Genomic DNA, 16270 nt, shown 5'->3' with positions numbered 1-16270 from the left:
TTATTATGAATTTACGTAACATCGCAATTATCGCTCACGTTGACCACGGCAAAACCACTTTAGTGGATGCGCTTTTGAAGCAGTCGGAAAATTTTAAAATCAAAAGCGACGGAAATAAAGATTTGATTATGGATTCCAACGATCTTGAACGAGAGCGGGGAATTACTATTTTTGCAAAAAACGTCGCGGTAAAATATCACGACTATAAAATTAATATCGTGGACACCCCAGGTCACGCTGATTTCGGAGGAGAGGTGGAGCGCATTATGCGTATGGTGGACGGTGTGCTTTTGGTAGTAGATGCCAAAGAAGGTCCGATGCCACAGACGAAATTCGTATTACGTAAAGCTATCCAGGCCGGCCATAAGGCAATTGTGGTAATTAACAAAATTGATAAGCCGGGCGCTCGCCCAGAGTGGACCTTGAACGCTACCTTCGATTTATTCGTTGAATTGGGTGCTAATGATGATCAGGCTAACTTTCCGGTCATCTATGCTTCCGGAGTACAAGGCAAGGCAGGCTTGGAGGCAAATTTAGATGCAATGAAAGACATTGAGCCGGTCTTTGACGCGGTAGTGAAATATATTCCTGCGCCGCAAGTGAATGAAGGTAAACCGTTGCAGGTACTTACTGTGAATCTTTCCTACGACAACTACAAAGGCAAGATTGCTGTCGGCCGAATTTATGCCGGAGTTTTGAAAAAGGGAGTTCCGGTAATGCATATCAATCGCGCCGGTGTTATGAAAAAGATTTCACTTACTTCGGTGATGCTTTTTGACGGTTTGAATCGGGTTGAAGTGGAGTCTGCCGGAGCGGGAGACATTGTGGCAATCGCCGGAATTGCTGATGTTTCTATCGGAGAGACTCTTGCTGACATTGATCATCCGGAAGCTTTGCCGATTATTAAAATCGATGAGCCGACTATCAAGATGACTTTTGGCGTGAATACTTCTCCATTCGCCGGAAAAGACGGTAAGCACACCACTTCCCGTAATTTAGATGAACGTCTTAAGCAAGAATTAGAAACTGACGTTGCTTTGTCGGTAGCTTCGACCGGCTCACCGGATCGTTGGGTAGTCGCCGGCCGCGGCGAGTTACATTTAGCGATTCTTATTGAAAAAATGCGTCGCGAAGGATTTGAACTGGAGGTTTCTAAGCCTCAAGTTATTTTCAAAGATATTGACGGCAAGAAGCAGGAGCCGATGGAGTTAGTTTCCATTGAAGCGCCGGAGGCCTTTTCCGGAACGGTTATTGAAATGCTCGGCAAGCGTTTAGGTGAAATGAAAGATATGAAAGTGGATCGAGGCCAAGTTTTTATTGATTTCGCTATTCCTACTCGCGGTTTAATCGGTATCCGTAATCCTTTTTTGACCGCCACGAAAGGCAATGGAATTATGAATAGTATCTTTTTGGGCTACGAGCCGATTAAGGGAGATTTGGATGACGGACAACACGGTTCTTTGGTTTCTACTGATAACGGAATCTCCAATAGCTATGGTTTGTTGAATTCACAGGATCGCGGTCATCTTTTCATAGGTCCGCAGGTGGATGTATATGAAGGCATGGTTGTTGGTGAGAATGCTAAGGCCGGTGATATCTTGGTAAATATCTGCAAAACAAAAGAATTGACTAACTTCCGTACCAAAAACTTCGGTGTGCAGGAGGGATTAGAGGTTCCTCACACGATGGGCCTGGAAGATGCCCTGGATTATATTTCCGATGATGAATTAGTGGAGGTTACTCCGAAAAATATCCGTCTCCGCAAAGCGTTTCTTACCACGCATGAACGCAATAAATTCGACCGGGCAGCGAAGGATAAAAAGCAGGCATAAAAATAACCCCTCACGGGGTTATTTTTTTATTCTCTGAATCTTCCCTGTCTTCTTTCAGGCGGCGCTGGCGGCGCAAATCAGCTTTTTCATAGCGGCGCTTTTCCTCATCAGTTTCCGGAATGGCTTGAGGCAAAGTAATCGGCCGGCTATCATCTCCGATTCCCACGAAGGTGAAGTAGGCGCTGACAACGTGGCGCCGTTCTCCGGTTCGCGGGCTTTCAGCGTAGACCTTCACCCCAATTTCCATTGAGGTTCTCCAAACCCGGTTTACTGCGGCTTTGTAGACCAACACCTCGCCCTTTACGGCTGGGCCGATAAATTTGAGAGAGTCCACTTGCAGGGTGACGCAATCCACTCTGCTGTGTCGGCGGGAAACAATTGCGGCTACCTTGTCGGCAACTTCCATGACTCGTCCGCCGAATGCGGTGCCACGCGGATTGATATCGGTTTCAAAGAGAATGTAGGGGTAGTCGTTAATCGCTGACTCTTTCGCGGTCTTCGGTTCCAGGCTCATCCATTACTCCTTTAATGTTCCGGCTGAAGTTTAGCAATTAAGTTATCAAAAAACCAGACTTTAGTCTGGTTTTTTGATCGGTGGACCTAGGGAGAATCGAACTCCCCCCTCCTCGTTGCAAACGAGGCGTTCTACCACTGAACTATAGGCCCTGGCGGAGGGTGGAGGATTCGAACCTCCGAGGGAATTTCTTCCCAACCGCATTTCGAGTGCGGCGCGTTAGACCACTCTGCCAACCCTCCATGGACCCCTGCCAAAATATTAGCAAAGGCCTAGCAAAACGCCCATCCGCCAACTGGCGGACGGGCGTTTCACTCAATTTGTTTAGGCCTAAACAAATACTAGACTTTATTGCCCATGATGCGGAACATCTTTGTGCCGCAAACTTCGCACGTGCCAGTCATAGCCCGGCGAGGCTTTCCTCCTTTTCCCTGCATTGCTACTTCCGTAGCATTGACCATCTTTCGGTCTTTGGCCTTACATTTAACGCAATAGCCTGTTGTAACGTCTGCCATTTTGTTTTGATTTTTTAAATTTAGACCTTTTAAGCTTTAGCCGCCTTCGGCGAGCCTATTTAAGCTTATGGGGTAATTGTAGCATATTTACTCCGTTTAAGCTAGATTAAGGGTAAAGCTCCTATAATTCATGCCCTCGTAGTTCAATGGTTAGAACGACTCACTCCTAACGAGTAAATTGAGGTTCGATTCCTCGCGAGGGCACTCTGGGATCCTGTTAAATAAGGCTTTGACGAAAATCAAGGCAAAATATACAATACTTTCAACGAGGGCCTATAGTAAAACGGTATTACGCTCCCATGGCATGGGCGAGGCCGGGGTTCGACTCCCCGTAGGTCCACGAAAAAGTTTTTGCCGGAATCCCTGATTTTTGTTAGAATCATTTTAGTTTTTTTGAAAGGGAAAATAGTGAAACAGTATCTAGCTGTCTTGAAGGATGTTTGGGAAAATGGTGATGGCCGACCCGATCGTACTAGTATTGGGCATAATCGTTCGGTATTTGTTAGAGAGATGCGCTTCAAAATGACCGACGGTTTTCCAATCGTTACGACCAAGCAGGAGCCATTCAAATTGGTTAAAGCAGAACTCTTGTGGTTTTTGACTGGTAGCCAAGACAATAAAGAATTGCAGAAAATGGGTTGTCATATTTGGGACGATAACGCTAATTCAGATTATTGGAAACCAAAAGCGAAATTTGACGGGGATGTCGGGAGAATTTATGGAGTTCAGTGGCGTAAATGGCGAACCTATGGTGGTGTAGAAATTGATCAAATACGCAACCTAATTGAAGGAATCAAAAAGGATCCTTTCGGGCGGCGACATATGGTTACCGCTTGGAATCCTGGCGAATTGAATGAAATGTGTTTGCCTCCTTGTCATACGTTATTTCATTGCTATGTTAATAGCGACCACAAACTTTCTCTGCATCTTTTCCAAAGGAGCTGCGATATGGTTCTCGGCGTCCCGTTCAACATTCCGTCTTACGCATTACTTCTCAATATGATTGCGCAAGCCACTGATACTGTTGCGCACGAATTAATCATGACTTTGAGCGACGTTCATATTTACACTGACCTCGATCATAAAAATGCAACTGAATTGATGCTTCAGCGGGAGCCATATCCTTTGCCGAAATTGTGGCTTAATCCGGACATTGATGACATCGACAGGTTTACCATGAACGACATTAAGCTGGTTGATTATAAAGCGCATCCCCATATTTACGCGCCGATGGCAGTATGAAACTCTCAATCATCGCGGCCTGCTCACAGGGAAGAGTTATCGGTAAAGATGGTCAGTTGCCTTGGCGTCTGCCTGCTGATTTGAAGAGATTCAAGAAGATTACTTCTGGCCATGCGGTAGTAATGGGCAGAAAAACCGCTGAATCAATCGTCGGATTGCTTGGCGGGCCATTACCCGGACGGGTTAATTACGTGCTCACGCGCAGCTCCGACTTCAATCCGCTATCCGCCCTTTCTGGCGGAGGCGGAGCCGGATTTCACAAAGTGAAATCTTTACACGAAGTTGTGGCATCTATTGAAATGACCGGCGAAACAGAATTGTTTTTCATCGGCGGCGCGCAAGTTTTCAGTGCGGTGCTACATCTGGTAGACAAGCTGTATCTGACTTGTATCGATGAGGGCTTTGAGGGAGATGCTTACTTTCCGGAAATAGTTTGGGAAGAATGGAATTGGGTTGAGCAAGAAATGCATCAGCCCAGCAAAGGTAATCCTTATACTTATCATTTCGCCGTATTGGAAAGAAAAAAATAACCCCGTGGCGCACTTCGCGCTTTACGGGGTTTTTATTCTGATTTTTTATCGAAGCAGAGCAGGGAACGGACGATGCCCAATTTTGGCTTCAATCTTTCCTCCATCTGACCGATCATAATTTCGGCATCACCGAATCGGAGTACGACCTCCGCTTTGCTTTTGTTGGGGGCGTAGTAGTCGGCACAACGGAAAGGCCGGGTACTGAAAAGAGATTTCTCTCGCAGCTTCCAATAGAGCAGCCAGGCGTAAATATAAGTTATCGAGTGCTCAATTTTAGAGGGCAGATTTCCAAGCCTTTTTGTGCCGGGAATACTGCTAAGCTTAAGCACTTGGCTCGACAGCAAGTACCATTTGTTCGGCTGGTAGTGGTTGTTGAGTTTGTGGGCGAGTACTCGGTAGAGCTGTTTGTAATTGGTCGGCTGATTGGTGTTCGCTTCAAGATTCAGGGCGTGGGGAGATACCCGGTAGAGTTGCTTATGGTCAGCCGTAGCATTGGCAATCGACCAAGCATTAAGGATTGGCTCGCTGCGGATAGTGGAAACCATGATCTTTTGGAATTTATTTTGAAAGAGCTGTTCGATCATCTGCACGGAAAGGAATCCCCGCCCTTCCGGATTTGGCGGGTAAACATTTTGTAGCCGGCAGGGGATTGCCGGGAAAAGAATATATTCCCAGTGGCGTTTGGCGAGATGATAGAGAGTTCTTGTGCTGAAGGGCACTCGCTGATAATCGGCAGGATTCACCCAAGCCTTGGCTTCCGGAAAAAGTTCCAGCACTTCCTCAATAGTAATGCAGGCGCGCCCCATGATTCTGGAGGCGCTTGCGGCACTGGCGCCGGTCTGCGCTCCGTTCATGAAGCCTCCTCGATTTACGCAATCTCTAGTTTCAAGGTACGCAAATAGTATATGAACAAGTTGACTGGATAGGCAAGGAACGGCATACTATTCCTCGGAACTTTGAGGCGGCGAAAGGGAGACTGGAATGATTGAGATCGAGGCACGGAGTGGGTTTAATCTTCCTCCACACGTTCAGACTTGGAATTATTTGGATAGCTGCCGGTCGGAGTTTAAAGTCGGCATCTGTAATCTACTCAAACAGCTTTCTAAGTCTAAATCAGCTCCTTTGCTGAACACCGATGAATTTTGGTCAGCGTGCCGGCAGGAGCGTACGATTACCGCGCTGGCTATCGATTATGGAAATCCTCTCGAAATGAAAGTGGCGGGGATGGCGATGATGTTTATTCATCAGAAGTTCTCTGTTATCAATGGCTATATTGAAGATGTAGTAGTTGACGAAAATTATCAGCGTCAAGGAATCGCCGTTAAGCTAATGGAGAAATTACTTGAAGTTGCTCAAGCGTTGCATCTGAAGAGTGTTAACTTGTCTTCCGGTAATGGTCCGGACAGAGCCGCGGCCCACAAGCTTTATTTGAAGTTGGGTTTTGAAAAGCGCGACAGTACTCTTTTTCGCAAGAAACTATAAAACTGCCCTAGGGCAGTTTTTTGTTTTGGCGGAAGCGGAAATTGGATTTACGCTTCGGTTTGTGCCGGACGGCCCCAAACCTCGCCGAACCATTCGCGTCACCCCGACCCCCATTCGGACACCTTCGGTTTCCGAATCCTTCCTGGACGGGGTGACGCTCGGTTCGAATCCTTCAGCAAAATTAAAAACACCCCGGTTGGGATGTTCTCAATTTTGGCGGAAGCGGAAGGATTCGAACCTTCGAAGCCCTTGCGGGCTTACCGCATTTCAAGTGCGGCGCGTTAGACCACTCTGCCACGCTTCCATTTGACTAAAGACATTATAAGTTTTTTTAGTGATTATTTCAAATAAAAAATCCCCGCATCGCTGCGGAGAATATGTGGAAATAGGGGACTAGCTCATATCTACCGTGAATTCATGTCCGCAATGCGGGCATCTATAGGGAACCAGATTTCCGTCGTATTCAGGGCAGGTCTCTTCGGCGTCGTTATGAATGATGGTTTCCTTGGTGGGATCGAATGGGGCGTGGTCCCAAGGATTCTCTTTCGTGCAGTGGCGTTCAATACTCGGATTCTGGTCTTGACTCATCGCGGTTCCTTTTCCCAAGGATAGACGATCCACTCCTTTTTCTTTTCGTGGATCCAGATGTCCGGAATGAACGTACTCTGGCGGTGATAAAAAAGTGTGGCTATAAAGTATCCTCTGTCTTTGAGAGGCTTGAGCTGTTTGCCGGTATCGGCAATATCGTCGACGATGAAAGTTGTTTCGAGATGCTCTTGTTTGCGAGAGCCCCAATTGATGATCGGATCGAATGGATCTTCGGCTCTGATGGGAATTTCCATTCTGTGCGACAGGCAGACAGCCAGCGGCCAGCCGCCACGCGGAATCCCATATACATATTTGAAATTTCTTCCGCTCGCTTCGACTGCTCGCGCGATCTTTTCCACGTCCGCGTCAAATTGTTCCCACGGGTAGTAGAATTTCTGTACGTTTTCGGGAACTTCGACCATCCAATTTCCCCTTAATAAGAACTGGCGTCATTCTATGATAAAATCATTAAGTATGCCAGTAATGCGGGACATATTGCAGAGATCATTTTGGGCCCTGCCTATTGGGGAGGCTTTGGATATTTTAGAGACTACTCGCAGCGGTTTGTCAGAGGCCGAAGTAAAAGAGCGCCGGAATTTATTCGGTGTCAATGAGCTGCCGAGGAAGCTGCGACTTTCAGCCCTGAAGATATTCTTTTCGCAATTCAAGAGCCCGATGTTGATTTTGTTGATGACCGCTAGCGGTGTGACGTTGTTTTTAAAAGACTGGAAAGACGCCGGCGTAATTCTTGCGGCAGTGGCGGCCAATATTATTTTAGGATTTTATCAGGAGAATAAGGCGGAAGCGGCTTTATCACATTTGAAAACTTATATAATAGAACGTACCCGGGCTTTTCGGGATGGTCAAGAGTTAGAAATTGATGCGATTGGTCTGGTGCCGGGAGACATTATTCATCTTACTCAAGGCGATCGAGTACCCGCTGATTGCCGGCTGGTTTATCTGAATGATTTCGTAGTAGATGAAGCGATTTTAACCGGAGAATCTTTGCCGGTGAATAAAACCACCGAGCCCTTAAGCTTTAAGGCCGTCTTGGCCGACCGAAAATCAATGGTTTTCAGCGGCACCCTGGTGGTGCAGGGCTTTGCCAATGCCGTAGTCTGCGCTACCGGTCATGATACGGAGCTTGGCCGCATTGCCGGCTTGGTGGCCGCTTCAGAAAAAGAAACCACACCGCTTCAACGGGCAATTTTCCGCTTTAGTATGAAGACTAGTGCGGTATTGATGTCGCTGACGTTGATTGTTTTCTTTATTGGGCTATATTCCGGCCGGCCGATTTTGGAAATGTTTTTAATCTCGGTTGCTATTGCGGTTGCGGCTGTGCCGGAAGGTTTACCGGTAGCGCTGACGGTTATCTTGGCGATTGGCGTGCAGAGATTAGCAAAAAAGAACGGGGTAGTTCGTAAACTGCTTGCCGCGGAAACTCTGGGCAATACTTCAATTATTTTGACCGATAAAACCGGCACGTTAACGCAAGCCAAAATGGAGTTGGCTAAGATTGTGGTTTTTTCTAAGAGCTACAATGAAGACGAGATTCTGCGTCTGGCCCTTTTAAATACAGATGTAGTGGTGGAAAATTTCCGCGAGCATTACTCCAAATGGCGAATAATCGGCCGCCCCTTGGAGGCGGCATTAGTGAAGGCGGCCGCGCGAGTGGGAATTTTGCTGCATGATGTAAAAAAGAAAGTTGAATTGCTGGATTATTTGCCATTCACTTCCAAAAATAAATACTCCGCTTCTTTAATGAAAGACGGCGATGAATTCCCTTTTCGGTTGAATGTTTTCGGCGCGCCGGAGATATTAATCCGCAATTCAGATCTGCCGGAAGAAGAAAAGAAAAGGATGATTAAGGAGGTAGACCAGATGGCGTATAGCGGAGAGCGGGTCCTTGGGTTGGCAATCAAGGAAATAAAAGGTCAGAAGGAATATTCTTTGCGGGAAAAATCCAATATGCAGGGTCTGCATTTTCTGGGAACGGTTTCTTTCCGAGATCCGTTGAGATTGGGAGCGAAGGAGGCGATTCAGAAAGTCCGGCAGGCGGGCGTGCGCACCGTTATTATTACCGGAGATCACCGCGGTACGGCGGAGGCGATTGCTGAAGAGCTGGGCTTTCACGTTGATGAAGATGAGGTAATCGACGGCGCGGAGTTGGATGCGATGTCGGATGTGGAGTTGAAAAATAAGCTGGCAATTTTGAAGATCGTGGCTCGGGTCAGTCCGGAGGGTAAGCTACGCGTCGTAAAGGCTTTTAAGGAAGCAGGTGAAGTGGTGGCGATGACGGGGGACGGTATTAACGACGCCGCCTCATTGAAAGAAGCCGATATTGGGGTGGCGATGGGTTCCGGCACGGATGTAGCAAAGGATGTTTCCGATTTGGTGTTGCTTGATGATAACTTTTCCACAATTGTGTCAGCTATCGAGGAGGGTAGGAGAATTCTGGAGAATATCCGGAAAGTAATCGTTTATCTTTCGACTGCTTTGTTCGGTGAGTTGATCTTAATCGGAGGCGCATTATTGTTCGGTTTGTCTTTACCCCTGACCGCTATTCAGATTCTTTTCGTGAATTTCATCGCCGATACTTTCCCGGCATTAGCATTGGCTTTTGAGGATCGGATTGATCAGGTAATGACGAAGCGGCGTAAAACATCTATTAATTTGTTTGATAAAGAAATGGCCCTGCTGACTTTGCTTATTGGCGTGCCCACTAGCGCATTGTTCTTTATTTTTTATTACTATCTGGCCACTCATGGTTTCGATTTGGAAATTGTGAAGACGGCGCTTTTCGCCTCTTTCACCACCTCCTCTTTGTTTGTGATCTTTTCCGTCCGTAGTTTGCGCGGGCCAATTTTTTCTTATAACCCGCTATCTAATCCATTGTTGATCCTGGGAGTTGCCGTCGGTTTCACTTTAGTACTCGCCGCTATTTATTGGGCGCCATTACAGGGAATTATGGGCACGGTAGCTCTTCCGCCGATCTGGCTGGCGGGAGTGGTGGGTGTGGGCATATTAAATATTTTCGCAATCGAAATCGGAAAGCTAATCTCCCGTCGCTGGAAGTTGAATGGGGATTGAGTTAAAGTGTTGTTAGAAGTTTGAGAGGGCGAACTGATGAAATTCCTGTTCTTTACCGGATTTGCCGGAATACTTGGCGGCTTGGCGCTTGGTTTAATTTCCGGAGATCATTTGCTGGGAATTTTGGTGTCAGTTGCCGGAATCGGAACGCTACTTTTCTCTCTGCCATTCATAATGGCTCCGTTCCCTGTGTATTTAATCAATCCCATTCCGCTGGACTTAAGGATGACGCTTTCTCACAAAGGTGGCGAGCCTGATGATATTGGAGAGCCCAACCAAGGGGAATCGCACAGAAAGAAAGAGGAGGAGTCGGATGATGAGATTGACCCTGATGACCAATTCGGACTTTTCAAAGATAATCCGGATGACAAGCCTAAGCCGCGCTAAGCGCGGCTTTTATTTTTACTGATTTTATAGCAACAACGAGGGCGTATTGCTTCGAGGAACATGCCGGAGCTTCGCCAGCTTGGCCTTAATAGTGGCGAAGCGAGGGAGAGGCAAGTCAAACCGCAGGAGTTTGGCTATGCCGTTTCCGAGAGGTAATACGCCCGAGTCCCTATCCGGCCTTGGCAACGACTAACCCGATAATCTGCTTTGCGCCGGAATCCTTAAGTTGATGAGCGGCCTCATTCATAGTGGCGCCGGAGGTGAAGACGTCGTCTATCAGAATTATATTTTTTCCTTTGATTAATTCCGGTTTCGCCACTCCGAACGCCCCGATGATATTTTTCTTTCTGGCTTCCCAGTCCCGTATTTCCATTTGTGGTGGTGTGTTTTTTGTTCGGACCAGCGCTGTTTTATTCAGTTCTATTTGAAAACTTTCCGAAAAAATTCTGGCAATCAATTCTGACTGATTGTACCCGCGATTGCGCAGGCGGGCTTGGGAGAGCGGGACCGGAATAACGATGAACCTTCCCCAATCCAAATCCAGCTTAGCGGCATATTTTATTAAAATGTCGGCCAAGGGCTTGGCTAAGCCGGTGCGGTTTCGGTACTTAAGGCGCCAAATAGTCTGGCGGACTGCTTGCTGGTCATAGTTAGTCGCGGCGCCCAATAAGTATTGAGCTCCCTTGTGGCAGATTTTTTTATTGTTCGGAAGGCGGGCGCGGCAGATTGCGCAGAATAAAGTCTTGTATATAGGAAGCCGGTTGGAAATTACCGGATTGGGAAAAATACTATCCAGTAAAATATCTTTGATTTTCGCGAGCCAGTTAATATAAGATGTCACCATGTTGGATGAGTCATATCTTTGCATAGACATCGGCACCAGTTCAATCAAGGTGCTGGAAAAAAATGCCTTTGGAAAAGTGTTGAGTTGGGGAATATTGGAGCGTCCCTCTAAGTCATTTCACTCCAGCATTCGGCCAATTGATGCCGAAGATGCAGCCGGAGCGCTAACCAATCTTTTGTCTTGCATGGGCGTAAGCACGCAATCGGCGGTAATGTCCCTGCCTTCCTTTTATGTTTTTACCGTCATTGCCGATGTGGTTGACCCGAAATTTATACCCGCTAATCCCGCAACTTATAGGCTGGAAGCTACGCAGTTGGATGACGGGCGTTACTTTATTGTGGCGATTCCTAAAGAGGTTTCGGAAAAATATGAAGCTATCGCCGATTTGTGCGCCCTGCGTTTAGTCCGGTTGGAATTGGAAAGTTCGGCAATTGCGCATCGTTTTCAAAATGACTTAGGGCGTAAGTTGGTGGTTGATATTGGAAGCCGGTCCACCACTTTCTCTGTCGTTCGCAATGGTTCAGTAGAATATGTTTTCCACAGTGATTTTGGCGGCGCTTCGCAGGCTTTAGACGGCGTCCCATACATAAAGAGTTATGTGTGGGATGTTATAATGAATAAAACGCGGGAGATTGCTGAAAAACAGAAGATTGAGCAAGCGCTTTTTTCAAATTCCGTTTTCAATATTGCCAATGGACTACAAAAAATATCTTCACAAGCTTTTAACGGACACAGTTAACGCGGGGGCATCCGATTTGCATATTAACGTCGGAATCAAGCCCCATGTGCGCGTGGACGGAGAGCTTGCCGCCATAAAAGACGAGGCGGAAGTTAACGCGGAAACCGCCAGCGGGATTGCGGAGGCTTTATTCAGCGAAGAACAAAAAGAAAAATTTTATGGGCAAAAGGAGCTGGATTTTAGCTATAGCCATGAGGCTGGGGTGCGTTTCCGTATCAATACTTATTTCCAAAAAGGGCATGTTTCCATGGCCGCTCGTTTAATTCCGGCGAAAGTGGACAGCATTGATGCCTTGGAATTGCCGCCCATCTTGCATGATTTTGCTAAATTGACTCAAGGCTTCGTGCTGATCGTCGGTCCGGCCGGTCACGGGAAATCAACTACTCTAGCCGCCATTTTGGATGAAATAAATCGCACTCGGGCGGAGCACATCGTTACCATTGAAGACCCTATTGAATATTTATTTGATCCCGATAAAGCAGTTATCTCTCAGCGTGAGGTGAATACCGATACCGTTGGGTTTCACCGCGCTCTAAAATCGGTTTTGCGGCAAGATCCAGACGTAGTGATGATTGGCGAAATGCGTGATGTAGAATCTATCTCTACTGCTATGACTGCGGCAGAAACGGGCCATTTAGTGCTTTCTACTTTGCACACCAACTCCGCCGCGCAAACGATTGACCGTATTATTGACACCTTCCCTCCGGAGAAGCAATCGCAGGCGGCATCACAATTGGCGGCAACCTTGGTAGCCGTAGTTTCCAAGCGATTAATTCCGAAGATTGGCGGCGGACGCGTGCCCGCTTGTGAGGTGATGTTGGTAAATTCCGCAGTCCGTAATCTAATCCGTGAGAAGAAAACTCATCAGATCGATTTGGTGATTGAAACTAATCTCAAGAGTGGAATGGTCACCTTGAATCGTTCGCTCGCGCAACTTGTGAAGGCGAAAAAAATCACCTTGGAAAGCGCGGAATTAAACTCGCTCAATCCCGGAGAGTTGAAATTGTTGGTTGATAAGATTTAATGTTGGCTTCAGTTATTTTATTTTTGGGAGGTACTGCCATAGGCAGTTTTTTGAATGTTTTGGCTTTGCGGTATGAGGACGGCGGAAAAATATTCCGGCAAGATATTTTAACCGGCCGCTCCCGATGTCCTTATTGTAAGAAAATTCTCCGTTGGTATGAATTAATTCCGCTTTTGAGTTTTTTGTTTCAATTAGGACGTTGTCGGCGGTGTGGCAAGGCTTTGGGTTGGCAGTATCCGATTGTGGAGATTGCCGGAGGTTTAATTTTCGCCCTGACGCCGCTATATCTTCCAAACGCGCCAATTTGGATCGCGATTTTGCTTACCTTATTACTAATCACCCTGGTCGATCTACGCCTTTTGGTAATTCCCGATCAACTGAATGTTTTGCTGGCGCTGCTGGCAATCGGGTTATTTATTAAAGACTTTTCGGGGCCTATTTTAATAAATCATTTGCTTGGAGCGGTGGTGGGATTCCTGATTATCGGATTGTTGGTATTGGGGAGCAGAGGAAGGGGAATGGGTATAGGTGATTGGAAGTTTGTTGCAGCCTTGGGTTTGTTGTTTGGTTGGCCGAAAATCTTGATTTTATTGGCGCTGGCATTTGTAGCGGGTGGAGTTGCCGGAGCGGTTATTTTGCTCTTGAGAATAAAGAAACTAAAAGATGCTATTCCGTTCGGCCCATTTTTAGCGCTAGCTTCCTTGCTGACGATTATTTTCGGAGACGTGATAATTCGCCTATACCTGTAAGATAGTTTTGGGGTAAAATTACCCTATATGAATAGGGTGGATGCCAAACAACGCATTGAGAAGTTGCGCGCGGCGATAAATAAATATCGCTATTTTTATCACGTTTTGGATAAGTCTGAGATTTCCGATGAGGCCTTGGATACCCTGAAAAAGGAGCTGTTTGATTTGGAGGCTCAATTTCCCGATCTAATTACATCGGACTCGCCGACCCAGCGGGTTGCGGGAAAACCGCTGGATGAATTTCATAAAGTGAAGCATGAAGTCCGGATGACTTCTTTGAACGATGCCTTCTCCGAAGACGATGTGCGCAGTTGGATGGAAAGAATGACAAACTATCTTGGCCATGAGCCTAAGGCGGAGTTTTATTGTGATTTAAAAATGGACGGTCTGGCGGTGGAGCTGGTTTATGAAGACGGCTTGTTCGTGCAGGGAAGCACCCGGGGTGATGGAGAAATAGGGGAAGATATTACCCAAAATTTGAAAACCGTAGATGCTATTCCGCTTAGGTTAGAAGTCGGTAGTCGTGAGTCGTCAGTCCCTAGTCATCTCGTGGTGCGAGGCGAGGTTTTTCTTTTTACAAAAGAATTTCAACGGATTAATAAAGAACAGGAGAAGAAAGGAGAAAAGGTTTATGCTAATCCTCGAAATTTAGTTGCCGGCTCTATCCGTCAACTCGATCCGAAAATCGCCGCCTCTCGGAAGTTGCATTTTTACGCTTATGCAATTTCAGGCGAAGGAGAGAGATATTTGAAAGATTATCCGACTCACGATTCTGAATATAAAATGCTTCGGAAATTCGGCATCGCTCCGAATCCGGATGGTAAAGTCGTGAGCTCTTTGGAAGAAGTTTTTAAATTTCATTCCGAGATTGGCAAAAAGCGGGAGAAGTTGGCCTACGAAATTGATGGCATCGTTGTGAGTATTAATGACAAGCAGCTCTACAGCCGGCTTGGAATAATCGGAAAAGCTCCGCGTGGTGCCGTTGCTTATAAATTTTCACCAAAGGAGGCGACTACGATAGTAGAAAGTATCCAGGTGCAGGTTGGGCGCACCGGGGCGCTGACGCCCGTAGCAGTCCTGCGGCCGGTAGAAGTGGGCGGAGTTACTGTTAGCCATGCCACGTTGCACAATGCCGATGAAATAGAACGGCTAGGCTTGAAGATTGGGGATACGGTAATCGTGAGCAGGGCGGGCGATGTCATCCCGCAGGTGATGAGGGTTTTAACTGAATTACGCACAGGGAAGGAGAAGAGTTTCAAAATGCCTGCTAAATGTCCAGTGGACGGCTCGGCGGTAGTGCGTGATGGCGTGGCTTATAAGTGCTCCAACAAAAATTGTGGTGCCCGTCAAAGGGAGTCGTTGTATCATTTTGTTTCCGGCAACGGATTTAACATTGAAGGGTTGGGGCCGAAAATTCTGGACCGTTTTATGGATGAGGGGTTAATCAGCGACGCGGCGGATATTTTCACTTTGAATAAAGGGGATATCGAAGCGCTGGAGCGTTTCGGTGAAAAATCGGCGGAAAATATTATTGCCGAGATTGAGGAGCGCAAAAAGATCCCGATAGAGAAATTTATTTATGCCTTGGGCATCATCCACGTCGGCGAAGAAACTGCCCGTCTGTTGGCGCAAAAGATAGTAGCAAGTAGTAAGAAGCAAGTAGTAAGGCCGGCAGAGGTGCTGGAGTTTTTTGAGACGATGAGTGAGCGGGACTTGCAGGTCATTAAAGATGTAGGCCCGGTGGTGGCAAAGAGTATTGCTGAATATTTTGCTGATCATCGGCATCGGGATTTTATAATGAAAATGGATAAGGCGGGCGTGGTGCTTGAAACAAAATCTTTGGCGCCGAAGAGTCAGAAGTTTCAAGGAAAAATTTTCGTCTTAACCGGCACCATGGAGGGGATGTCGAGAGAGGAGGCGAAGGAAAAGATCCGTGCTTTGGGTGGGGAAACCAGTGAATCAGTTTCCAAGAATACCAGTTATGTAGTGGCCGGAGCCGAAGCGGGTTCAAAATTAGACAAGGCGCAGAAGCTTGGCGTTAAAGTTCTAAACGAAAAAGAATTTTTAGACATCTTGTCTAAATAGGATTTTTATTGTATTCTCTTCCTAGTTCTAAAAGCGGAGGCATGATATGAGTTGGCAGCTGATTTGTTGCTTTGGATTAGGATTCATATTGACGTTGACCGGTTGTTATGGGGTTTGGGACGCATATTTGGAAGAGAAGCGTAAAGACGCTCGTATAGTCTACATTGCCATTGGACTGATAATGGCAGTTTCTGGGATATTTTTTATGGGACTCGCCTTGTGGAAGATGATTCAGTTCTAGCCCTTAAAGGGGCTTTTTTGTTCATTCGCCATACTTTATACTTGATACTATATACAAAATACTTATGAGCGATATTACTAAACATTCTTTGGAGCACTTAGCCGATTTATCTCGTCTAGAGCTTTCCGAAAAGGAAGAGGAAAAATTTCTGAAAGACCTGGAGAGTATCCTGGGCCATTTTAAAGAGCTGGAAGCCTTGGACACTTCAAATATTCTGCCGATGACCGGCGGCACGAGCCTGACGAATGTTTTTCGGGAAGACGGCGAGCGAAAGTCCAGTCTAGCCGCCGCTCCGGTAGTGGATGCTTTTCCGGATAAAGAAAGGGGTTATTTAAAAGTCCCGGCTGTTTTCGAATCACCCGATGCCAATATTATTCGCAATATTAAATCTTAAATCAGCATTATTCG

The 16270-nt window shown here is 46.7% G+C and carries 18 protein-coding genes and 5 tRNA genes; 14 read left to right on the top strand and 9 right to left on the bottom strand.

The genetic code is table 11. The features are described 5' to 3' along the window. The first annotated feature begins 5 nt into the window (after nt 1–5). Complete coding sequence (gene typA / locus Q7S83_00310) at nt 6–1832, top strand: translational GTPase TypA (GenBank protein ID MDO8466570.1); 1827 nt, start codon at nt 6–8, stop codon at nt 1830–1832. 10 nt (nt 1833–1842) lie between these two features. Here the strand turns inward: typA and Q7S83_00305 are convergent, their stop codons facing one another. The 4 genes from Q7S83_00305 to Q7S83_00290 form a co-directional block, all read right to left on the bottom strand. Next, nucleotides 1843–2346 (bottom strand): acyl-CoA thioesterase, encoded by a 504-nt coding sequence (locus Q7S83_00305; GenBank protein MDO8466569.1) that lies wholly within the window; start codon nt 2344–2346, stop codon nt 1843–1845. Nucleotides 2347–2427: 81 nt separating this feature from the next. After that, nucleotides 2428–2498, bottom strand: a tRNA-Ala gene (locus Q7S83_00300). After that, nucleotides 2499–2588, bottom strand: a tRNA-Ser gene (locus tag Q7S83_00295). A gap of 99 nt (nt 2589–2687) precedes the next feature. Next, on the bottom strand, nt 2688–2861 hold the full coding sequence (locus tag Q7S83_00290; GenBank protein ID MDO8466568.1) for a DUF5679 domain-containing protein: 174 nt from the start codon (nt 2859–2861) through the stop codon (nt 2688–2690). A gap of 132 nt (nt 2862–2993) precedes the next feature. On the opposite strand from Q7S83_00290, the gene Q7S83_00285 reads away from it, so the two are divergent. The 4 genes from Q7S83_00285 (at nt 2994) to Q7S83_00270 (ending at nt 4633) form a co-directional block, all read left to right on the top strand. Beyond that, nucleotides 2994–3065 (top strand) — tRNA-Arg (locus Q7S83_00285). A gap of 65 nt (nt 3066–3130) precedes the next feature. Next, nucleotides 3131–3201, top strand: a tRNA-Ala gene (locus Q7S83_00280). Between the two features lie 68 nt (nt 3202–3269). Next, nucleotides 3270–4103, top strand: a complete 834-nt coding sequence (thyA, locus tag Q7S83_00275; protein ID MDO8466567.1) for a thymidylate synthase — start codon at nt 3270–3272, stop codon at nt 4101–4103. Then, a complete protein-coding gene (locus tag Q7S83_00270; GenBank protein MDO8466566.1) occupies nt 4100–4633 on the top strand; it encodes a dihydrofolate reductase in 534 nt (177 codons plus the stop codon). The genes thyA and Q7S83_00270 overlap by 4 nt, the downstream gene beginning before the upstream one ends. Before the next feature lie 32 nt (nt 4634–4665). On the opposite strand, the gene Q7S83_00265 is transcribed toward Q7S83_00270, so the two are convergent. Further along, the gene (locus tag Q7S83_00265; protein MDO8466565.1) at nt 4666–5487 is read right to left on the bottom strand and encodes a hypothetical protein; all 822 of its coding nucleotides are present in this window, start codon (nt 5485–5487) and stop codon (nt 4666–4668) included. Between the two features lie 127 nt (nt 5488–5614). Here Q7S83_00265 and Q7S83_00260 point away from each other — a divergent pair, with 127 nt between their 5' ends. Continuing rightward, nucleotides 5615–6115, top strand: coding sequence for a GNAT family N-acetyltransferase (locus tag Q7S83_00260; GenBank protein ID MDO8466564.1), 501 nt, complete (start codon nt 5615–5617; stop codon nt 6113–6115). Nucleotides 6116–6329: 214 nt separating this feature from the next. On the opposite strand, the gene Q7S83_00255 is transcribed toward Q7S83_00260, so the two are convergent. From Q7S83_00255 to Q7S83_00245, 3 genes are all read right to left on the bottom strand, one after another. Next, nucleotides 6330–6419 (bottom strand) — tRNA-Ser (locus Q7S83_00255). 89 nt (nt 6420–6508) lie between these two features. Continuing rightward, on the bottom strand, nt 6509–6703 hold the full coding sequence (locus Q7S83_00250; protein ID MDO8466563.1) for a hypothetical protein: 195 nt from the start codon (nt 6701–6703) through the stop codon (nt 6509–6511). Further along, nucleotides 6700–7125: a phosphoribosyltransferase gene (locus tag Q7S83_00245; GenBank protein ID MDO8466562.1), complete on the bottom strand. Its 426-nt coding sequence runs from the start codon at nt 7123–7125 to the stop codon at nt 6700–6702. The genes Q7S83_00250 and Q7S83_00245 overlap by 4 nt, the downstream gene beginning before the upstream one ends. 34 nt (nt 7126–7159) lie before the next feature. On the opposite strand from Q7S83_00245, the gene Q7S83_00240 reads away from it, so the two are divergent. Further along, nucleotides 7160–9793: an HAD-IC family P-type ATPase gene (locus Q7S83_00240; GenBank protein MDO8466561.1), complete on the top strand. Its 2634-nt coding sequence runs from the start codon at nt 7160–7162 to the stop codon at nt 9791–9793. Between the two features lie 36 nt (nt 9794–9829). Further along, nucleotides 9830–10180 carry a hypothetical protein gene (locus tag Q7S83_00235; GenBank protein MDO8466560.1) on the top strand — a complete coding sequence of 117 codons (351 nt, stop codon included), beginning with the start codon at nt 9830–9832 and terminating at the stop codon, nt 10178–10180. A 169-nt stretch (nt 10181–10349) separates the two neighbouring features. On the opposite strand, the gene Q7S83_00230 is transcribed toward Q7S83_00235, so the two are convergent. Beyond that, on the bottom strand, nt 10350–11024 hold the full coding sequence (locus tag Q7S83_00230; protein ID MDO8466559.1) for a ComF family protein: 675 nt from the start codon (nt 11022–11024) through the stop codon (nt 10350–10352). Between Q7S83_00230 and Q7S83_00225 the strand changes: the two genes are divergently transcribed. From Q7S83_00225 to gatC, 6 genes are all read left to right on the top strand, one after another. Next, nucleotides 11023–11763, top strand: a complete 741-nt coding sequence (locus Q7S83_00225; GenBank protein MDO8466558.1) for a hypothetical protein — start codon at nt 11023–11025, stop codon at nt 11761–11763. The genes Q7S83_00230 and Q7S83_00225 overlap by 2 nt on opposite strands. After that, nucleotides 11717–12787, top strand: coding sequence for a PilT/PilU family type 4a pilus ATPase (locus tag Q7S83_00220; GenBank protein MDO8466557.1), 1071 nt, complete (start codon nt 11717–11719; stop codon nt 12785–12787). Before Q7S83_00225 ends, Q7S83_00220 begins: the two co-directional genes overlap by 47 nt. Continuing rightward, the gene (locus Q7S83_00215) at nt 12787–13536 is read left to right on the top strand and encodes a prepilin peptidase (protein MDO8466556.1); all 750 of its coding nucleotides are present in this window, start codon (nt 12787–12789) and stop codon (nt 13534–13536) included. Before Q7S83_00220 ends, Q7S83_00215 begins: the two co-directional genes overlap by 1 nt. A 27-nt stretch (nt 13537–13563) precedes the next feature. After that, nucleotides 13564–15621, top strand: coding sequence for an NAD-dependent DNA ligase LigA (ligA, locus tag Q7S83_00210; protein MDO8466555.1), 2058 nt, complete (start codon nt 13564–13566; stop codon nt 15619–15621). Between the two features lie 46 nt (nt 15622–15667). After that, a complete protein-coding gene (locus Q7S83_00205; protein ID MDO8466554.1) occupies nt 15668–15862 on the top strand; it encodes a hypothetical protein in 195 nt (64 codons plus the stop codon). A gap of 64 nt (nt 15863–15926) precedes the next feature. Then, the gene (gene gatC, locus Q7S83_00200; GenBank protein ID MDO8466553.1) at nt 15927–16256 is read left to right on the top strand and encodes an Asp-tRNA(Asn)/Glu-tRNA(Gln) amidotransferase subunit GatC; all 330 of its coding nucleotides are present in this window, start codon (nt 15927–15929) and stop codon (nt 16254–16256) included. Nucleotides 16257–16270 lie beyond the last annotated feature (14 nt).

The organism is bacterium (assembly GCA_030646995.1).
Lineage (GTDB): Bacteria > Patescibacteriota > Minisyncoccia > UBA6257 > WO2-44-18 > JAUSKF01.
This window is presented reverse-complemented; position numbering and strand designations above follow the sequence as displayed.